This is a genomic window from Alkalihalobacterium alkalinitrilicum (assembly GCF_002019605.1).
Lineage (GTDB): Bacteria > Bacillota > Bacilli > Bacillales > Bacillaceae_F > Alkalihalobacterium > Alkalihalobacterium alkalinitrilicum.
The window spans coordinates 3,519,698-3,539,915 of the sequence record NZ_KV917368.1 but is presented as its reverse complement, the minus strand read 5'-3'; the positions used below and the strand labels follow the sequence as shown (position 1 = coordinate 3,539,915).

The following is a 20,218-nucleotide window of genomic DNA, read 5'->3' as shown; positions in this document are numbered from 1 at the left end:
TGAGAGTGTAAAAGATACATTAACTAGATTGGCACGAGTTAATCGAACGGTGTATGCGAGGAGAGGTCGTTTGCCATTTTTCGGGAAGGAAACCGATTACGATTGCTCTTGGTGATGTTGAAACGAGAAGTTTAGAAAATCCATCGACTGAACAACAAGTGTATGGGCCGAAGGTTGGTTTTATTGAAGATGTACATAAAAATATGGCCATTATGAGAAAGTATTTTCCTGACCCACGTTTGAAAATAAAAAAATACCAAGTAGGATCTGTCACTCATACGCAAATAGGTGTCGTTTATTTAGAGGAATATGTAGATCCGAGTGTATTACGAAAGCTTCAAGACCGCCTAAAAAAAGTAACGACAGATCAAATCATATCTTCTAAAGTATTAAGTCAGTACTTAGTAGATTTTTCAAAATCCCCATTCCCACTTGGAGTCGAATCCGATCAACAAAAGACACCAGTATCGTTAAGTCGAATGAATTTAAGAATGAAAAGTTATTATGAAAAAACAAAACCAGTGACGTTTCATTTAGATGTGAAAGGTGATGCAGAAGTTATCGATGTGGCTACGATTGAAGAACTTACAGACATCAAATTTATTGAGAAGCTAGAAAGAAAAATGGAGCAAGAAATAAAAAAAGAAATGGAACAAACGATTGCCAAAATGAAAAGAATTAACGTAGAACCTTGGTTATTGGGGCATAAAATATGGGCTACTGACCCTAAGTTTTATGAAACTTTAAACTGGAGAGAAACAGGGTGGGTCGAATCTAAATTTAACATTAATGTTTCCTTTAATATTTCGAATACTGGACAGAGAGGAAAATATGATAAAGAAAAGATTGGACGGTAATTCCTAGTAATTATCTGTCTTTTCATTGACGTCTGAGTTGTTCCTATGCTAAAATCTTAACAATGAATATCATTCTCAGTGAAAGTAATTGAGGAACATCGGAGGTTAGTTATGAGCTTCATTCAGTTTGATAACGTTACCAAATATTATAATAGAGCAGCAACACCTGCCGTAGATCAGTTAAACCTTGAAATACTAGAGGGTGAAATTATTACTCTATTAGGTCCTAGTGGTTGTGGGAAGACGACGACACTTAGAATGCTAGCTGGTTTCGAGCAACCGACTACAGGGAAAATTCGCATCGGTGATGAAGTGGTTTATGATGATCGCCGTGCCTTACCTCCTGAGAAAAGAGGAATTGGGATGGTGTTTCAAGACTATGCCTTATTCCCGCACTTAACAATTGAAAAGAATGTAACCTTTGGATTAAATAGATGGAAAAATCGAGATAAGAAAAAACGTGCGCAAGAAGTCCTTGAATTAGTGGGACTTGGTGAGTTTGGTCATCGTTTACCAAGTGAACTTTCGGGTGGCCAGCAACAAAGGGTAGCTTTAGCACGGGCATTAGCACCAAGACCGAAAGTTATTTTGATGGATGAGCCATTTAGTAACCTTGATGCAGGTCTAAGGGAAAAGATGCGTTATGATGTTACAAATATTCTGCGTAAAGCGAACGCTACAGCTATTATTGTTACCCATGATCAAAAAGATGCGTTTGCTGTTTCTGATCGTGTAGTTGTTATGAATGAAGGAATTATTCAACAAATAGCAGCACCGAAAGAAATGTACCGCTGTCCTGCCAATTGTTTTGTTGCGCAATTTGTGGGTAAAACAAATTTAATCTCTGGGACTTTATGTCCAGACTTAAAACATGTAGAAACACATATCGGTCGCGTTTGTTTGCCACAAGAAACGGATAAAGTTATTGAAAACGTTATGGTATCTATCCGTCCTGAAGGTTGTCGCCTTGCAGAAAAAGGGCGTTATGCTGGTTTGGTCGAACGCGTTACATATAGCGGAGAGTATCAAGAAGTACATGTACGCTTGCAATCAGACCAAGTATCTAATGATCCGATGATTATTTATGCACCAATTGAACAGGACATTGAAATTGGAAGTGTCGTTTCATTTGATATAACACCTGAATTAGTAGCTTTAGTGGATTGAATTAAATAAAAGACTGACTCATTAAATGTCCTTATTCTTCGCATAATATAGGTAGCTATTTTGTATCTATAAGACTGTGTTTGAGTAGGAAACATTTAGCTAAAGTCAGTCTTTTTTGTTGTCTACTAAGTTAGTACAAAAACGTTAAAACTTTTTTGAAAACTTATTGACAATGATTATCAGTTGCACTATACTACGAATTGTGGTTGGAATTGAGAATGAGTTTCATTCTAACTATAACAAAATACATGTACATATATAGGGGGAACATACGCATGAAGAAATCATTAAAACTTTTAATGTTGGCAATGATGTCATTAGCAATCGTGTTTGTAGTGGCAGCTTGCGGACAACAAGATGAAGCAGAGCCAGAAGCTGAAGCAGGTGGAGATCAACCGCAAGAAGAACAACAAGGTGAACAAGATGAAGAAGTAGTAGAACTTGGTGGGCAACTTGTAGTATACTCAGCACGTAACGAAAATTTCGTGCAACCATTATTAGAAAAGTTTGAAGCAGAAACTGGAGTTGAAGTGGTAGCGTTACATGGAGCTGAGCCTCTACAAATTGTAGAAGAAGCAGGGAATGTTCAAGCTGATATTTATATCTCCAATGATCTAGGAGCACTTGGTTACTTACACAACGAAGGTTTATTAACAGGAGCAAACCCTGAAGGAATTGAAACAATTCCAGCAGAGTTCCGTGCTGATGACAATGCGTATTTTGCAATTTCTGCTAGATCACGTGGGTTTATTTACAATAAAGATATGATTACAGAAGAAGAAATGCCGAAGAGTATTGAAGACTTATTTGATGCAAAATGGGCAGATGTTGAAGGTGGTTACGCAATTACTCGTGGTGGAAACGGCGGTATGATCGGAAACGTATCAGCACTTCGTTACGAGTGGGGTGATGAGAAAGCAGCTGAGTGGGTTACTTCAATTAAAGAAAATGCAGCTGGTATTTACAATGGCCACGGTGACATTCGTCGAGCTGTAGGAGAAGGTTTGCATTCATTTGGTTTAGTAAACAACTATTACTTCCATCAACAATTACTTGAGCCTCAAGATAATAATGTAGGATTTATCTATCTTGACCAAGAAGAAGGTCAAATGGGTGTTATTGCAAATGCGGCAGGTGTAGGTCTTGTTGCTGATGGACCAAATGAAGCTAATGCACTTGCATTTCTTGAGTGGGTATTGTTGCCCGAAAACCAAGTAGCGTTTGTTGGTGAGTCTTTAGAATTGCTAATTAACTCAGAGTACGGTGCAGTTTATCCACCAGAAGTAGAGCCACACATTGTAGAATTCAGTGAGCTTAAAGTTCAAGATATGCCTATGAAAGAATTAGGAGAATACTTTGAAGATACAAAAGACCTTATTGAACAATCAGGGTTAGACCTTGAATTAAGATAAGTGTAAACGATTTACGACTTAGGAGAGGGCATAATGAGTAATGATAGTCAACGCAAAAAACAAATAAATAATGATCAGAATGCCGAGGTTGGGGAGAGTAACTCCCCAGCCATTCTCCGTTTCTTTCGGGGAAAGTGGTTTGATATTTGGAAAGGGAACCCTCCTGGACCAGTTTTACTCTTATTCGGTATTTTTGTTGCACTCATTATGTCTATCCCAATAATTTACGTAATTTGGCGCTCCATGTTTGCGGGCGTAGATCGGTGGATGCGCCTTCTTGATGGAAGAATTCCACAATTATTATGGAATACGTTCTCACTTACATTTGCCGTTACGGCTTGTGCTGTGACAATAGGGGTCATGCTTGCTTGGATTGTTGTGCGAACAGATTTACCTGGAAGGAAAATGTGGCAATGGCTTTTAGCAATGCCACTCGTTATTCCACCTTATGTTGGTGCAGTTACGTATATAATTGTCTTTGGCCCTAGTGGATGGGTTCGTGACTTTTGGAGAGATACACCTTGGCTTGTTGATCTTTTTGGTAATTATCCGTTGAATATTTATTCATTTTGGGGAGTGTTTTTCGTATTAACGATGTTTACCTACCCATACGTCTTTTTAATTGCGAGTGCATCGCTTCGCAAAATGAACCGAAACTTTGAAGAAGTGGCACGTTCCCAGGGGATGACGACATCACAAGTGTTTTGGAAGGTAAATCTTCCATTTTTGCGACCTGCGATAGGGGCAGGAGCTATATTAATTTCATTGTATGTATTATCTGATTTTGGCGCGATTGCCATGCTTCGGTACGTCACATTTACCGCGGCGATCTATTTTCAGCGAGCAAGCTTTGACACTGCTTCTGCATCCGTCCTAAGCTTAGTGCTTATTTTCTTTACGATTGTAATACTTTGGATTGAAGCAAGAACTAGAAAGAAAAATAAGTACTACCAAACGTCGAATACGTTTAAGGCCCCAGATATTTTATCTCTTGGAAAGTGGAAGCCACTGACGCTAGTTTTTGTAGTAGGAGTGTTTTTCGTATCGGTTGTCCTTCCGATTGTCGTTTTAGTTTATTGGTCTATTATTAGTATTGGTATGGGGGCTTTAGATAATCGGTTCTTTGGTTTTGCCTGGAATAGTTTAAAAGTTTCAGGGTTTGCGGCAATATTATGTATGCTACTAGCTATGCCAATCATTTATTTGAAATCTCGTTATCCTTCAGTGATTTCAAGTGGTATTGATAAATTAAGTTATGCAGGATATGCGCTTCCTGGTGTTATTGTGGCCTTAGGATTTATTTTTATCTTTAACAACCATATTCCGATGCTTTACAATACATTTTATATGGTGGCTCTAGCGTTTGTAGTTCGTTTTCTTCCACAAGCAATGCAAGCGGGAGAAGCCTCATTAAGTCTTGTGTCTCCTCGAATTGATGAGGCAGCACGGAGTCTTGGATATCCACCATGGAAAGTAATGTTTAAAGTGATCCTCCCATCTATTTTGCCAGGGGTTCTGGCTGGAGGAGCTCTCGTATTCGTTAGTTCAATTAAAGAGCTTCCAGCTACACTTATGCTCAGGCCACCAGGGTTTGATACGTTAGCTGTACGTGTATATTTTGAAGCGTCAGAAGCTATCTATCATCTAGCAGCACCCGCTGCACTAATTATTATTCTAGTATCGATTGTTCCACTACGATACTTGTTAAAAAAGTATTAAATAAACGTTTGTTTAACAAAGGTTGACTTAGAATTTGTGGTCTCGTCGTTTTTATAGATGAGTACTACCTATCTAAATCAGCCTTTTTTTGTACATTTTTGCAAATGGTGTTGACACCGATAATCATTATCAATTAAAATAGTGATAATGAAAATTATTATCACTTGAAAATTAAAGGGGGATATAATGTGTCTGCTCTTCTCATTGTTGGTGCCGATCATTTAGGTAAAATTCCAAGTAAATTAGCGTCAGTTGGTTTTAAAGAAGTCATTCATATTAGTGGAAGGAAAGTTCAACAAGTAAAAAGAGAAATTCCAACTCATGTTGACTTAGTACTCGTACTGACGGATTACATAAATCATAATTTATCGTCCGTATTAAAAAAGAAAGCAAATGAACAAGGGATCCCAATCTGTTACGCAAAGCGGTCTTGGTGTTCCATTTATCAGGCCATTGGCAGTTGCGATTATGAGGGCTGTCCTAATAAAAAGAATTGTCAAATTTCAAATTAGAAGGGACGTGAAGACGATGTCTCGCAGTAATATTAGTTTAAAGAAAACGTCTTTTGTAAATGAAAAGGAATGCAACAATAGAATTCAAGCTATAGTTAATAACGTTGTAGAAGGTTACCTAAAGGTAAATATGGCTGAAAGGACGGCTTATCGCATACTATTGCTGATCGCAGAACAATGGAAAAAGATTAACATCAATTACTTTTATTCAACAACCGATTATTACAAAACTTTAGCTCAAACTACAGACCTCTTATTGAAAGGTCTAGCTTACAATAAAGGCGGCAGTCTTAAAATCATTAAAGGTCATTCAGTGATTATAGATGAATCAGTCAGGGGAATAAGTGCTACCGTTTTTCTGATGGAAGTAGATGTAGAAGTGGCAACAAATCTTTGTAATAATATTAGAAGGCATATAGAGAGACCTGGAATATCTAGAGAACTAGTGGTAAGCATCTGCTCTTTAACAGATGGAAGTATGTATAAACTTTATGATAAGAAATAAAAATGCGTGCTAAGGTGCCCATTTTTATTTTTTTGTTTAAAACCTCTAGACAAAAATACATATTTATGAAAAAATAAATGTTGTATTAAGTCAACATTATTGTTAGTGGTAAAGAATGAGCTATATTTTTTTGCTCAAAAACTTGCCCTAAGGAAACAATTTTATATGAATGAAAAAACTTGTACTAACGTACGTATATTTTAAAGGAGGGAATTGTTGTGAGGAAAAGATTAATTTTATTAGCATCCGCTATGGTTATGTCGTTGTTTTTAGTAGCATGTGGTGGTGACAATGGAGAGCAGGGAGAAAGTACAGGAGAAGGTTTAAACATTACGACCAGTTTTTCTATATTAGGTGATGTTATTGATAATGTTGTAGGTGATCGTGGGAATGTAGAGTATATTGTTCCAATTGGTGAAGAACCACATGAATATGAGCCTATTCCAAGTGATTTCCAAAAAGTAAGCAATTCCGATGTATTTTATGTAAATGGATTAGGTTTAGAGGAGTGGCTTGAAAAGCTTGTGCAAAACACAGCTGATATTCCAGTAGTCACTCTTTCAGAAGGTGTAACTGTAATCCCGCTTAATAATGAGGATGGAGATGACCCTCATATTTGGCTAGATGCACAAAATGTAATTATAATGGTAAATAATCTCGTTGAAGACTTAGTTGAACGTGACCCTGATGGAGAAGAGCTCTACCGTGCCAATGCAGAAGCTTATAAACAAGAATTAGAAATCCTTGATACTTGGATTAAAGCTGAAATTAATAGTATTCCTGAAGCGGCACGTATGATTGCTGTGAGTGAAGATGCATTTCGCTATTTCGGGCAGGGATACGGAATTGAAACAGCAGGAATTTGGGAACTGAACTCCCATGAAGAAGGAACACCAAGTCAAATTTCTGGTTTAGTCGATTTAATACAAGAACGTAACCTACCAGCTGTATTTGTTGAAACAACAGTGGATCAACGATATATGGAGACAGTAGCCAATAATGCAGGAGTTGAAATTGCTGGAGAAGTTTATACTGATGCTATTGGCCCAGAAGGATCAGGAGCAGAGAGTTATATTAAAATGATGGAACATAACGTTAATATATTTGTCAACGGGCTTAAATAGACTTCACTAATAACAGGTTTAGGAGAAGGGGTTCTCATCTAAATACTCTCCTTGTTTTCTAGTTAGTTTAAAATGAACATCTTTCATATGAAATTTGTTATTAACTTTGTAACAATAAAGAGCTAGCACTTTTTCCTGAATGGATAGGTGCTAGCTTCTGTCTTTTTTCTTCTTTTTTTAGAATAAGCGCATTATAATTCCAAGTGCAACTAGTACACCGAACCCAATCCAAATGACTTTTTGAACTAGTTTACTATTCATCCGTCGGCGTCTCCAACGATTCGGATTAAAAGTAACTTCTTCAGGATCATGTACATGTGTATAGGCATAAAAAGGGCGTGCTTTTGCAAGGAAAATAGGTGCTAATGCTGCTCCGCCGATTAAGCCAAACAGGTGGGCAAGGATGTTAATATTGCTGTTTACAAAGGTCATCACAAGACCAATAATTAAAATCGTCATGACGATTTGTGAGTTTGCTTGGTCAATTAAATCTTTTCTGTTTAATACCATGTAAAGATAAACTCCAAATAGACCAAAGATCGCGCCGGAAGCTCCAAGGTGTGGAGGGTACGAGAGACCGCCTAAATAAAAAGTAGCGATGTTAGCAATAATTCCTGTCAACAAATAAATGGTAATAAATTTAACTTTCCCGAGCATCTTTTCCAGTGCGGGTCCAAATAAAACGAGTGAAAATGAGTTAAATAAAACGTGACCTAACCCTATATGCATAAAGATAGGGGTAATCAAGCGCCAGTACTCACCTTGAGCTACTGCTGGATTGAACCCGATCCCAATATTTCGAACGAGGTAGCCGAAAGGTAAAAAGTTCATCCAAACAAAAAGAAGTAGGTGAATGGCAACAATAACTGTAATTATAGGATAATTACGTCGGAAAGAGTAAAAACTTTCATTTCTTATAAACATAAAAAAACCACCTTTTTACTTCATTTCTCTTACATACTACCATGAAATGAATAGGTTATGATAAGTTTATGATGATCATAATGAGAGTAGAATGTAAAAAAGGAGCCCGTTTCTTATGATTAAAGGGATAGGAATTGATATTGTAGAGATTGCAAGAATTAAACAAGCGATAGAACGAACAGATAAATTTATTTTGAGAATTTTAACTGAAAATGAAAGAAAAAAATATCATACCCTGACAAAACAACGACAATTTGAATATGTCGCTGGACGCTTTGCTGCCAAAGAGGCTTTTGTCAAAGCAATAGGCACAGGAATTTCAAAAGAAGTGGGATGGCAAGATATTGAAGTGGTTAACGACGTGAATAGTGGAAAACCAAGCATTGCCTGGAAAGGGAATGATAAGGTTCATGTTTCAATTTCACATTCCAAGGAATTTGCCGTTGCTCAAGTAATTATTGAAAGCTTGTCAAGCTAGTCTGCATATTGTGGGAGTTTGTCTCATATAGTGTTAGTGCGGTTAGGAGAAAGCCTCGTTACAAAAAAGAGTAATGGATTAATAGACTTTGAGCAGAAAGGACGTGCGCTATTAATGATGGATGTCTAAACACGGGGTTTGTGATAAGCGATAGAAAAAATCTCGGGGGATGTACCCGATGTCATCATTGATAAACTTCTTAGTAGAATTCCTTGAGATTAAAGATTGATATCTTCTGTCGGCTATGGCTTTGACTCAGGTCCGTGACATTACAAAATGAAATGATAGGCACGAACGGATACTCTTTGCTTTTAACGAAATTACTTAAAAACTTGTAACGGATGTCTTTCTCTTTTGTCGTTAATTATGAGACAAAGGGGTGAACTAAGTGAGAAGGAAAGGACTAGTTGCATTGTTTGTCAGCGTCATTCTCACTCTTGTATTAGCAGGTTGCGGTGAAAAAACGCAGGAGGACATTATTGAAGGGTTAGATCAAAAGCTTAGCGAAATGACAGGTTATAAGACAGATGCTACCATGATTTTACAAACGGGAAAAGAACCACAACAGTACGATGTTGAAGTATGGCATCAGGTGGAAAATCATTATCGTGTCGCATTAAAGAATGACGAGAAAAACCAAAGTCAGATTATTTTACGTAATGATGACGGAGTATTTGTATTAACACCAGCTCTCAATAAAAGCTTCCGTTTTCAAAGTGATTGGCCGAAAAATAACAGTCAAGTCTATTTATACGAGTCTTTAGTTTCAGATATTTTGAATGACCCAGAAAGAACGTTCCAAGCTACTGAAAATCATTATGTGTTTCAAACGAGAACCAATTATCAAAATAAGAATTTAAACAGCCAAGAAATTATGCTCAATAAAAAAGATTTAACACCTGCTTCTGTGAAAATTATGAATTCAGATTTACAGGTACTTGTGCAAGTCAACTTTAGTGCGTTTTCAATGAATCCAAGTTTTAATGAAGATGATTTCGATATGGAGCGAAATATGACAGCGGCGCAAATGGGCCAAGAAATTCCGACTATGGCGGATGTGTCAGAACCGCTAACTGTACTTTATCCAATCTATGAACCACAAGGTACAGCACTAACAGGTTCCGAAACAATTATGACAGAAGACGGTGAAAAAGTCGTTTTAACTTACACAGGGGAAAACAACTTCACATTAATTCAAGAAAAGAGTAGAGTTGTACCCGCTAGTACACCAATGAATGTAAGTTCAGGAGATCCTGTCGATTTAGGATTCACGGTTGGTGTTATGTCAAACGGTTCATTAATGTGGACATATGAAGGGGTGGACTTCTACCTAGCATCGAATGATTTAGACGCAGAAGAAATGATGGCGATAGCTCGTTCGGTTTACGGTACACTTGAAAAATAAAAATAAGAACTGATTTGCAGAGGTTGACTCAAATTGATGTGGCTATGCACTCATGCACGATCGTGTGTAAAAATGGGTGCTTAGACATTTCTAGTCGACCTCTTCTTTTTAGTTAAACAGGGCTAAAAAATACGGTTCATTTTATCAATGTAACTTTTGAATTGTTGACAAGTGTGTACAAAGAAAACGATAATCACAATAAAGAGAAAAAGCTGCATTTTGGAAGGTGGAGAACGTTTTGCAACGTTGGAATGACTCTTTTTATCGTGATACGTGGGTTGAGGTGAACCTTGATCATATTAGGGAAAATGTACGAAACATAAAGGCAAGTTTTAAGCAGAACATGGAAATTATGGCTGTTGTAAAAGCAGATGGTTATGGTCACGGGGCAATACCTGTTGCGGAAACAGCACTTGAAGCAGGTGCTAGTTATTTGGCGGTTGCAATATTAGATGAAGCTCTTCAGTTACGAGCAGCTCATATTCAAGCCCCTATTCTTGTGTTAGGTGCAATTCGACCAGAAGATATAGAAGTTGCTGCAAGTCATGACATTACGATAACAGTCTTTTCTGCTGAATGGTTGGTTCGAGCTAAATCATTATACCAAGGGGGAAAGAAAATTAAGTTCCACATGAAATTCGATACAGGCATGGGGAGAATTGGTATAAGAGACCAAGAAGAGGGAAAAGCTGTTATTGAAGCTCTTCATGACGATAAACGGTTTCAACTAGAAGGTATCTATACGCATTTTGCTACCGCAGATGAGCTGTGTGATGACTATTTTAATATGCAATACGAGCGGTTTAATTTAATTGTAACTATGATGGAAAAATTGGAAGTAGATATTTCTATCATTCATTGTGGGAATAGTGCGACAGGATTGATGCACCCAAATCAGGCATTTAATATGGTTCGACTAGGCATCTCGATGTACGGGCTTACCCCCTCTATTGAAATCAAGGATAGATTACCGGTACAATTAAAAGAAGCCTTCTCTTTGCATGCAAAGCTTATTCAAGTGAAAAACGTGCCACCTGGAGAAGGAATTAGCTATGGAATAACGTATAAAACAACAGGGTGGGAATGGATTGGAACCATTCCAATCGGTTATGCCGATGGATGGTATCGATACCATTCTACAAATGGCGGTACGGTTCTAGTTAATGGTGAAAACGTTCCTTTTGTTGGAAGGATATGTATGGATCAATGTATGGTTAAATTACCTCGGGAACTCCCCGTTGGAACTAAGGTAACGCTGATTGGTTCTCAAGGAGAACGAATGATTTCAATTGATGAAGTCGCAGGCCGATTATCAACGATTAATTATGAAGTTCCTTGTATGGTTGGATCTAGAATACCGAGAGTTTATATCAAAAATCACGAAGTTTATACCGTGAAAAATAAATTAGTACCATAATGAAAAGATAAATAGTTATAAAATATTGAAGAACGACTTTGCAATTCAGTCTATAGAGTGCTATTATAGATACGGAATGTAAATAGGTCGTACCGTACGTTGGGGGTGTATGTTTGTGTCTGAACAAGCCACAAAGCGAATTATGATTAGTTTGCCGCAGAACCTTTTAAACGAAGTAGATGGGGTAGTAAAGCAAGAAAATGTTAACCGGAGTGAGTTTATCTCCCAAGCTACAAAAATGTATCTTCGAGAACGAAAAAGACGTCAGATTCGTGAATCTATGCAGCAGGGTTATATGGAAATGGCAAAGATCAATTTAAACATTGCATCAGAAGCCTTTCTTGCTGAGGAGGAAGCAGAGCACACCCTAGATCGCTTAGTAAGTGGGGTGTAGCTGTTGATTGTAAAACGTGGCGATGTTTACTTTGCTGACTTATCTCCTGTTGTTGGTTCAGAGCAAGGTGGAGTTAGGCCTGTTCTCATCATTCAAAACGATATCGGGAATCGGTTTAGTCCAACTGTCATCGTCGCGGCGATAACAGCCCAAATTCAAAAAGCGAAGTTACCGACTCATGTAGAGATCAATGCCAAGCGCTATGGGTTTGATCGGGATTCGGTGATTTTATTAGAGCAGATAAGGACGATTGATAAGCAACGGCTGACTGACAAAATCACACATTTGGACGATGATATGATGAGTCGAGTGGATGATGCGCTTCAAATTAGTTTAGGTCTTATTAATTTTTAATTTTATTGCAAATGTAGAAAAGTTACTTCTCCTCACTAGATGAAGTAGCTTTTTTTATTTGCAAAAAAGTTACTACTTGCCAACCGCAACAGAAGTTGAGACAGGACGCTGGAACTAAGAAGGGTTTATAGTGCCCGCAACAGCGGGTTGAGACTCGAGTCTGGTAACTAAGAAGGGTTTATAGTGCCCGCAACAGCGAGTAGAAACTCGAGTCTGGTAACTAAGAAGGATTTATAGTGCCCGCAACAGAGTTTGAGACTCGAGCCTGGTAACCAAGAAGAGTTTATATGTGCATTAGCGCTCACCGTATATCCTTTATCTCCTACGGGAGGGCTGCAGTCCCCAGCTCCTCGAGGACAATTATCCTGTCAAGGTAAAGTCAAAAAGCGGACTTTATTCCTGCTAGAACATTTGCTGGCTGGAGCTACCCAGGGAGCTTCCGCTTTTCTAATAAAGTACATCTTTTGCAACTTTTTTGTTGACATGAAATAATAGTAGGAAATGGAGGTGGCATCATTGCAGCCAGATATTATTGAAATTATTTTGCAAAACAAAGTTGAAATAAAAGCCCGATGGTTAAAAGAAGTAGAAGCAGTCCGGAAAGAAACGTATATGGAAAATGTATCAGAACATATCTTTGAAAATACGAATCGAGAGTTTGTAGAGTTAATTTTAGATACGCTTCATTGGAGTCAGGTTGAAGCAACAGAACGGATAGGACAATATTCGGATCGCTTAGTTCAAGTAGGTTTGCAGTTGGAGTATATTACCCAAGGTCTACAAGCATTCCGTCGTGTCATCTTAGAGATGTTAACAGAAAGAGAAAGTGATGGTAAGAAAATCGTTTCTTTATTTTATGAGATTGAGACGTGGATTGATGGCATTATTAATAAAGTAATCCATAACTACACAGGTTCATGGGAGAATACTTTTGAGTTACAAAAGTTATCTTTATTAGAGCTTTCTGCTCCACTCATCCCTATATTTGAAAATATTTCAGTTATGCCTCTGATTGGAACGATCGATACAGCTAGAGCAAAATTAATTATGGAAAACTTATTGAATGGTGTTATTAAGCATCGCGCTCAAGTTGTCCTAATTGATATTACGGGTGTACCAATTGTCGATACAATGGTGGCTCATCATATTATTCAAGCAGCAGAAGCTGTGCGTCTGGTAGGATCTAAGTGCATTTTAGTTGGAATTAGGCCAGAGATTGCGCAAACAATCGTGAACTTAGGCATTGATCTAAGTCACTTCCCAACAAAGAGTACCCTCCGAGTCGGGGTGCAAACTGCGCTTGAACTCACAAATAAGTAAATCATAGAGAAATAGATTTATAGAAGTAGGTGGCTTAAAATGAGTATGCGAATCCCGATATTAAAGTTGAAAAATTATTTACTGGTCAGTGTTCAGATAGAGCTCGATGATCAAACAGCTCTTCAATTTCAAGAAGATTTGCTCAATAAAATTCATAAAGAAGGATCGATAGGTGTTGTGATTGACTTAACATCTGTAGAAATGATTGACTCTTTTATTGCAAAAGTACTAGGGGACGTTGTTGATATGTCCAGTTTAATGGGAGCAAAAGTAGTGCTTACCGGAATACAACCTGCTGTTGCCATCACGCTAGTTGATATGGGAGTCGGGTTAGGTGGTGTCCAAACGGCGCTCGATTTAGAGCAAGGGTTGGAAAAGTTGCAGCAAGTATTGGAGGGGTAAGGATGGAAATCCAATCCTGTGTAGAGGTAAAGAGTGAATGGGAAATTGTTGCAGCTAGACAAGCTGGTAGAAACTTGGCTAAAGAAATTGGCTTTGGTACCGTAGATCAGGCTAGGATTGCAACTGCGATTTCTGAACTTGCTCGTAATATCTATTTATATGCAAAACAAGGGAAGGTCTGTATAGAACGAGTTGTTGGTACAGAAACAAACTTGTTTCAACAAGGAATAAAAATTACAGCTTTAGATGAGGGACCAGGAATAGAAGATGTACGACAAGTGATGGAGGATGGTTTTACAACATCGGGTGGATTAGGTGCTGGACTGCCTGGTGTTAAGCGCTTGATGGATGATTTTCAAATTGAAACAAATGTAGGGGAAGGGACTATAATCACGATTACGAAATGGATGAGATAAGGAGGGAAACATGTGATTGAAGCTGAAAGTCGCGATTTAACTTTACAATCCGATTATAAAGATTTACTTCGTGGTTTTTTAGAGAATAAAAGTGAACAGGACTTGTATGGTGCTCAGCAATATAGTAAACGTCTACTTGAAAATCAAATTTCCCCCGAAGATATGGTAAGTTTACATTGTGAAGTTTTAGAAGAGATGTTTGAGGAGATTTCTCCTGAAATTAAAGAATCTTTTTCGGTTTTGCTTGAAGTGATGGTAGGTTACGGACTAGCCTACCGAGAACATCAAAGCTTAAGAGATAAGCAAAAAGAGTTAGAGATGCAAATTGATGTAGCCGCTAAAATGCAACAGACACTATTGCCTAAAAAAATACCACAGTTGCCTGATGTTGATATAGGTGTTACAAGTGTCCCAGCAGGAAAGATGAGTGGAGACTATTATTACTGTGTAAAAAATGAAGGTGGACATCTTGGGGTTGCGATTGCAGATATTATCGGGAAAGGGATTCCGGCAGCGATGTGTATGTCAATGATCAAATACGGGATTGACAGTATACCAGCTCATCGTATGGAACCGAGTTCGTTACTCGAAAACTTAAACCGAGTCGTTGCTCAAAATATTGATGCCAGTATGTTTATTACGATGATGTATGGGTCTTATAATCCTAATCAACACACATTTACTTACTCAGGTGCAGGTCATGAACCAGGTTTTTATTATATTGCGGCCAGAGACGAATTTGTAGATTTATATGCTAAGGGCTTGGTTTTAGGGGTGTCCAAAAGCACGACTTTTCGTGAGTACAGTCATGAAGTTGAGGTCGGCGATGCTATTATTTTATTATCAGACGGTGTAACAGAATGTAGAGTGGGAGAGCGTTTTATTGAACGGACAGAAATTACGGACATCATTCGTCGGTATATTGATCGGCCAGCACAAGAAATTGTTGAGAAAGTATACGATGAGTTGGCTCAACTACAAGACTTTGAATTAAAAGATGATTTCACGTTAATGTTTTTACGAAGGCAGGTTTAAAAAATCTTATTGTGTGGTAATTACATGAATAAGTACTTTTTCAGGAGGGTTATTATGAATTTAGAAATACGTCAGGAAACAAAAGGGAATATGCACTTATTACGCCTATCAGGAGAAGTAGATGCTTTTACAGCGCCAAAATTGAGAGAAGTACTCATACCGCTAACCGAGGAAAGTGGGATGAAGATCATTGTCGATTTAGCTGACGTAGATTACATTGATAGTACAGGGTTGGGGATTTTTATCGGGGCGTTAAAGTCAACTCATAACTATGAGAGTCACATTCAACTTCAAGGTCTATCGAGTCGGTTGCAACGACTGTTTAAAATTACAGGATTAGATGAAGTGATCGATATAGAAACTCAAGAAAAGGAGGAAATGCAATGACTTGTCAAAGTGATCGCATCGAGATGAAAGTTCCTGCAAAACCAGAGTATGTAGGAGTCATCCGTTTGACTGTTTCTGGAATTGCCAATCGAATTGGGTATACGTACGATGATATAGAAGATATAAAAATTGCTGTTGCAGAAGCATGTACGAACGTAGTAGAACACGCTTACGAGGGAAGTGGTTGTATTTCAGTTACTTTTCATGTATTCGCGGACCGTTTAGAAGTAGTTGTGGCGGACAACGGTGAAAGTTTTGATATCGATGGGATTAGAGATAAATTAGGACCAATTGATAGCAGTCAACCAGTCCATGAGTTAAAAGAAGGAGGGCTGGGGCTCTTTCTTATTAATACATTAATGGATAAGGTAGAAATTAGTGATGAAGATGGCGTGATTTTAATGATGACGAAGTATTTGGGAAGAGATGGGGTGGAACGATATGTCGACGAAACCTCAGCAACGACCCAATAGTAAAGATGATGTAATCCTTTGGATCAAACAGTATCAGGAGAATGAGCTAGAAGAAGCGCAGACAAAGTTAGTCGAGCATTATAAGCCACTTGTACAAACACTTTCACGTAAGTTTTCGAGAGGTCCTGAACATGCTGAAGACCTATTTCAAGTCGGAATGTTAGGTTTATTAGGTGCTATTCGCCGTTTTGATTTATCGGTAGGGAGAAGTTTTGAATCATTTGCAGTTCCAACTGTTGTTGGTGAAATTAAACGCTATATTCGCGATAAAACGTGGAGCGTACATGTCCCAAGAAGAATAAAAGAGCTAGGGCCGAAGATTAAAAAGGCTGTTGATCTATTAACAAATGACTTACAACGGTCTCCTAAGGTCGACGAAATAGCAGAGTTTATCAATGTTTCCGTTGAAGAAGTGTTAGAAGCAATGGAAATGGGCAGAAGTTATCAAGCTTTATCGGTGGATAAACCGATAGAGGCTGATCAAGAAGGCGGAGAAGCTACATTGTTAGATCTTGTCGGTCGACAAGAAAAAGGATACGAACAAACCGATCAACAAATCCTTCTAGAAAAAGCTTTCAGCGTACTAAATGAACGTGAAAAGCAAATATTACAACTGACGTATTTTGAAAATTTAAGTCAAAAAGAAACAGGAGAGCGCTTAAGTATTTCACAAATGCATGTTTCGAGGTTGCAACGAAGAGCACTACAAAAGTTAAGAGATTCTATTCATATTAAACCAACGGAGTACCTTAAATGATTGAATTTCTACTAAAGGAATATGTGAATATCGCTACCTATCAAAAACCAAAAGAGGGGAATTCTCTTAATGGGGATTCGTTTGTTGTGCTTGAAGTGGATGGTTACATCGTTTGCGCTGTTTCTGATGGATTAGGTAGTGGTGAACATGCTCACTCATCTTCGGTATCAGTAATGAATGTTATAAAACAAAACCATGAAAAAAGTGTAAAAGAAATCATTCAACGATGTAATGAGACGCTGGTCGCGAAACGAGGGGTTGTCCTAACTGTCGTTAAGTTTGATTGTAAAAAAAAGAATGTTCACTATAGTAGCATTGGCAATATCGGTTTTTTGTTTTATTCTGCAAATGGACAAATGATCAGGCCGATACCGAATAGAGGTTTTTTATCAGGGAGAAAAGTTGATGTGAAAACAGAGCAATTTCCATATGACTCGGGAAGTACTTTTGTTATCTTTTCAGATGGAGTTAAGCTTAGTAGTATGAAACGGGAAAATTTAATCGATCTATGTTCTGAAGAAAATGCGAAGCAAATTATTCAAAAACATGTACAAGTTACTGAGGATGATATTACGATACTTATTGGACAACTACATTAAATTAGCAAAGAGCTGATTCACTAGTGTTGGGCCTCGTTTTATGGGGAGAATACAAGGAATCAGCCTTCTTATTTTGATGAGGTATTTAAAAGCATAGCTTATTTAAAGGAATGAAGCGGGTCATGTCGAAGGAATAGTATGGGTTATTCACATTTGAGCATAATTCAATATAATAGAAGAAATGCTAACATGGGTAAGTTGTTGTTTAGAGGAGAGATGAATTTGAGTAGTAATGAATTGCGTCAGCAAATGATGATGAAAATAGGGAAAGAATTAAGTTTACCAACGAAAACGGTACAGCAAGTCATTGAACTTATTGAGGAAGGAAATACAGTCCCATTTATTGCACGTTACCGAAAAGAGTTAACGGGTGGAATAGATGAAGTGCAAATACGTTCGATAACGGAAACGTGGCAATATGCAATGAATTTAAGTGAAAGAAAAAGTGAAGTCATTCGGCTTATTGAGGAGCAAGGGAAATTAACAAGTGAGTTAAAAGTGGCAATTGAAAAGGCAGGAAAGCTCCAAGAAGTAGAAGATCTTTACCGTCCATATAAACAAAAACGTCGTACAAAGGCAACTGTTGCAAAAGAAAAAGGACTAGAACCTTTAGCAAATTGGTTATTCTCGTTACCCAAATCTGCGAATGTAGAAGACGAAGCGAGTAAGTATATTTCTGAAGAATATGAAGTGTTATCGATTGAAGAAGCAATCCAAGGCGCAAGAGATATTATTGCTGAGTGGGTTTCTGACGATGCTGAAGCAAGAAAACATATAAGAGAGTTAACGTTTAAAGATGGAATTATTGTAACAAAAGTTAAAGACGCGGATAAAGATGAAAAAGGAATTTATGAAATGTACTACGAGTACGAGGAACCAGTAAAACGAGTAGTCCCCCATCGAATTCTTGCGATGAACCGCGGTGAAAAAGAAGATGTATTACGTGTAGGGATTACTTTTCCTGTTCAAAAAATTGAAAACTATATGCAAAAAACCTACATAACAAATAGGAGTTCAAGTGCAGCATCGTTTGTTACAACGGCAATAGAGGATGGGTATAAACGGTTGATTGAGCCCTCAATTGAGCGCGAAATTCGTAGTGAACTGACAACGAAAGCTGAAGAACAAGCCATACATATTTTCTCAGAAAACTTACGAAACCTCCTATTGCAGCCACCGATTAAAGATCATACAGTACTAGGTCTTGATCCAGCTTATCGAACAGGTTGTAAGTTAGCGGTTGTTGATGACACAGGTAAAGTACTGGACATTACTGTTATTTATCCAACGCCACCACATAATAAGATAGATGAAGCTAAAAAAGTAATAAATCGTTTAATTGAGCAGCATAAAGTTGACGTCGTAGCAATTGGTAATGGCACGGCTTCAAGAGAATCGGAGCAATTTATCGCTGATTTAATTAAGGAAAATAACTTGCCTGTATCTTATTTGATCGTTAACGAAGCCGGTGCAAGTGTTTATTCTGCGTCTGAACTCGGCCGTGAAGAGTTTCCTGATTTACAAGTGGAAGAGCGAAGTGCGGTCTCTATTGCCCGCCGACTTCAAGATCCTTTAGCAGAGCTTGTAAAAATTGACCCGAAATCTGTTGGTGTTGGACAATATCAACACGATGTTTCCCAAAAAAGATTAGCAGAGTCACTAGGGTTTGTTGTAGAAACAGCGGTAAACCGTGTAGGAGTTAATGTAAATACAGCATCTTCATCGCTTTTACAATATGTTGCGGGTTTATCGAAGGTTGTTGCTAATAACGTCGTTAAAAAACGAAATGAGGAAGGGAAATTTACTTCTCGCCAACAGTTGAAGAAGGTACCTCGACTCGGTGAAAAAACCTATGAACAGTGTATTGGTTTCTTGAGAATAGCAGAAGGAAACAATCCATTAGATAATACGGCCATTCATCCAGAATCATACCGTGAAACAATGAGACTGCTTGAGGTTGTTAATGCAAGTATGGATGAGTTAGGCACGGAAGACTTGAAAGAGAAATTGCAACGAATTTCATTGTCGGAAACAGCTCAAACGTTAGAAATAGGAGAACCGACCTTGAAGGATATTATTGAGGCTCTTATTCGCCCTGGACGTGATCCTCGTGATGATTTAGCAAAACCATTATTGAAAAAAGGGGTGTTAGCTCTCGAAGATCTACAAAAAGGGATGGAATTACAGGGTACCGTACGTAATGTAGTTGATTTCGGTGCATTTATTGATGTTGGAGTTAAACAAGATGGACTTGTTCACATTTCTAAACTAAGTAACCGATTTGTAAAACATCCACTTGAAGTTGTAGCGGTAGGTGAAGTTGTTACGGTTTGGGTGGATGATGTGGATTTTAAGAAGCAGAGAGTTGCTTTGACGATGGTGGAACCAGAAAAACAAATACAGTAACGAATAAGAGGCTGACCTAAGTCAGCCTCTTATTAATTACTTTTCTCCATTGCAGTATTTCTTTTGTATTGTGTTTTTTGATAATAGAACCAACATTGGTTGAGTAGTTTGATTTGATAACGGTTTTTTTGAGAGAAAGCAGTTTTTAGTTGCTT

General features: G+C 38.0%; 22 protein-coding genes and 1 pseudogene (1 of these 23 only partly in view). 21 read left to right on the top strand and 2 right to left on the bottom strand.

From position 1 onward, the window contains the following. Positions 1–38 precede the first annotated feature (38 nt). The 7 genes and pseudogenes from BK574_RS17065 to BK574_RS17035 all read left to right on the top strand — a co-directional run. Positions 39–857, top strand: a pseudogene (locus BK574_RS17065) (Ger(x)C family spore germination C-terminal domain-containing protein); the annotation flags it as partial. Positions 858–968: 111 nt separating this feature from the next. Next, positions 969–2,024, top strand: a complete 1,056-nt coding sequence (locus tag BK574_RS17060) for an ABC transporter ATP-binding protein (RefSeq protein WP_078429421.1) — start codon at positions 969–971, stop codon at positions 2,022–2,024. Between the two features lie 275 nt (positions 2,025–2,299). Beyond that, positions 2,300–3,436, top strand: coding sequence for an extracellular solute-binding protein (locus BK574_RS17055; RefSeq protein ID WP_078429420.1), 1,137 nt, complete (start codon positions 2,300–2,302; stop codon positions 3,434–3,436). A gap of 33 nt (positions 3,437–3,469) precedes the next feature. After that, positions 3,470–5,155, top strand: coding sequence for an ABC transporter permease (locus BK574_RS17050; RefSeq protein ID WP_078429419.1), 1,686 nt, complete (start codon positions 3,470–3,472; stop codon positions 5,153–5,155). A 188-nt stretch (positions 5,156–5,343) separates the two neighbouring features. Next, positions 5,344–5,667: a DUF2325 domain-containing protein gene (locus BK574_RS17045; protein ID WP_078429418.1), complete on the top strand. Its 324-nt coding sequence runs from the start codon at positions 5,344–5,346 to the stop codon at positions 5,665–5,667. Positions 5,668–5,683: 16 nt separating this feature from the next. Beyond that, complete coding sequence (locus BK574_RS17040; protein WP_078429417.1) at positions 5,684–6,172, top strand: hypothetical protein; 489 nt, start codon at positions 5,684–5,686, stop codon at positions 6,170–6,172. 218 nt (positions 6,173–6,390) lie between these two features. Continuing rightward, on the top strand, positions 6,391–7,296 hold the full coding sequence (locus tag BK574_RS17035; protein WP_238458043.1) for a metal ABC transporter substrate-binding protein: 906 nt from the start codon (positions 6,391–6,393) through the stop codon (positions 7,294–7,296). Between the two features lie 177 nt (positions 7,297–7,473). Here the strand turns inward: BK574_RS17035 and BK574_RS17030 are convergent, their stop codons facing one another. Further along, positions 7,474–8,220: a rhomboid family intramembrane serine protease gene (locus BK574_RS17030; protein ID WP_078429416.1), complete on the bottom strand. Its 747-nt coding sequence runs from the start codon at positions 8,218–8,220 to the stop codon at positions 7,474–7,476. A 115-nt stretch (positions 8,221–8,335) separates the two neighbouring features. On the opposite strand from BK574_RS17030, the gene acpS reads away from it, so the two are divergent. From acpS to BK574_RS16960, 14 genes are all read left to right on the top strand, one after another. Next, on the top strand, positions 8,336–8,698 hold the full coding sequence (gene acpS / locus BK574_RS17025; protein WP_078429415.1) for a holo-ACP synthase: 363 nt from the start codon (positions 8,336–8,338) through the stop codon (positions 8,696–8,698). A 388-nt stretch (positions 8,699–9,086) separates the two neighbouring features. Next, positions 9,087–10,103: a LolA family protein gene (locus tag BK574_RS17020; RefSeq protein ID WP_075387515.1), complete on the top strand. Its 1,017-nt coding sequence runs from the start codon at positions 9,087–9,089 to the stop codon at positions 10,101–10,103. A gap of 238 nt (positions 10,104–10,341) precedes the next feature. Further along, positions 10,342–11,520 carry an alanine racemase gene (gene alr / locus BK574_RS17015; RefSeq protein ID WP_078429414.1) on the top strand — a complete coding sequence of 393 codons (1,179 nt, stop codon included), beginning with the start codon at positions 10,342–10,344 and terminating at the stop codon, positions 11,518–11,520. Positions 11,521–11,629: 109 nt separating this feature from the next. After that, entirely contained in the window at positions 11,630–11,914 is a 285-nt protein-coding gene (locus tag BK574_RS17010; protein ID WP_075387513.1) for a CopG family ribbon-helix-helix protein, read from the top strand. Between the two features lie 3 nt (positions 11,915–11,917). Further along, a complete protein-coding gene (locus BK574_RS17005; RefSeq protein ID WP_075387512.1) occupies positions 11,918–12,268 on the top strand; it encodes a type II toxin-antitoxin system PemK/MazF family toxin in 351 nt (116 codons plus the stop codon). Positions 12,269–12,775: 507 nt separating this feature from the next. Next, positions 12,776–13,588, top strand: coding sequence for an STAS domain-containing protein (locus tag BK574_RS17000; protein WP_338020602.1), 813 nt, complete (start codon positions 12,776–12,778; stop codon positions 13,586–13,588). Between the two features lie 45 nt (positions 13,589–13,633). After that, entirely contained in the window at positions 13,634–13,990 is a 357-nt protein-coding gene (locus BK574_RS16995; protein ID WP_075387610.1) for an STAS domain-containing protein, read from the top strand. Positions 13,991–13,992: 2 nt separating this feature from the next. Next, positions 13,993–14,406, top strand: coding sequence for an anti-sigma regulatory factor (locus tag BK574_RS16990; RefSeq protein ID WP_075387510.1), 414 nt, complete (start codon positions 13,993–13,995; stop codon positions 14,404–14,406). A gap of 12 nt (positions 14,407–14,418) precedes the next feature. Next, positions 14,419–15,441, top strand: a complete 1,023-nt coding sequence (locus tag BK574_RS16985) for a PP2C family protein-serine/threonine phosphatase (RefSeq protein ID WP_238457569.1) — start codon at positions 14,419–14,421, stop codon at positions 15,439–15,441. Positions 15,442–15,495: 54 nt separating this feature from the next. Then, a complete protein-coding gene (locus tag BK574_RS16980; protein WP_078429412.1) occupies positions 15,496–15,828 on the top strand; it encodes an STAS domain-containing protein in 333 nt (110 codons plus the stop codon). Beyond that, positions 15,825–16,301: an anti-sigma B factor RsbW gene (gene rsbW / locus BK574_RS16975; protein WP_075387508.1), complete on the top strand. Its 477-nt coding sequence runs from the start codon at positions 15,825–15,827 to the stop codon at positions 16,299–16,301. Before BK574_RS16980 ends, rsbW begins: the two co-directional genes overlap by 4 nt. After that, positions 16,270–17,058 carry an RNA polymerase sigma factor SigB gene (sigB, locus tag BK574_RS16970; protein ID WP_078429411.1) on the top strand — a complete coding sequence of 263 codons (789 nt, stop codon included), beginning with the start codon at positions 16,270–16,272 and terminating at the stop codon, positions 17,056–17,058. Before rsbW ends, sigB begins: the two co-directional genes overlap by 32 nt. Beyond that, on the top strand, positions 17,055–17,657 hold the full coding sequence (locus tag BK574_RS16965) for a PP2C family serine/threonine-protein phosphatase (RefSeq protein ID WP_078429410.1): 603 nt from the start codon (positions 17,055–17,057) through the stop codon (positions 17,655–17,657). Before sigB ends, BK574_RS16965 begins: the two co-directional genes overlap by 4 nt. A 216-nt stretch (positions 17,658–17,873) precedes the next feature. Then, the gene (locus tag BK574_RS16960) at positions 17,874–20,063 is read left to right on the top strand and encodes a Tex family protein (RefSeq protein WP_078430905.1); all 2,190 of its coding nucleotides are present in this window, start codon (positions 17,874–17,876) and stop codon (positions 20,061–20,063) included. Positions 20,064–20,095: 32 nt separating this feature from the next. Here the strand turns inward: BK574_RS16960 and cmpA are convergent, their stop codons facing one another. Continuing rightward, positions 20,096–20,218, bottom strand: the 3' portion of a protein-coding gene (cmpA, locus tag BK574_RS27065; protein ID WP_139313878.1) for a cortex morphogenetic protein CmpA. Its footprint extends 18 nt past the window's final position; only the last 123 of its 141 coding nucleotides appear in the window; its start codon lies beyond the right edge, outside the window; it ends in the stop codon at positions 20,096–20,098.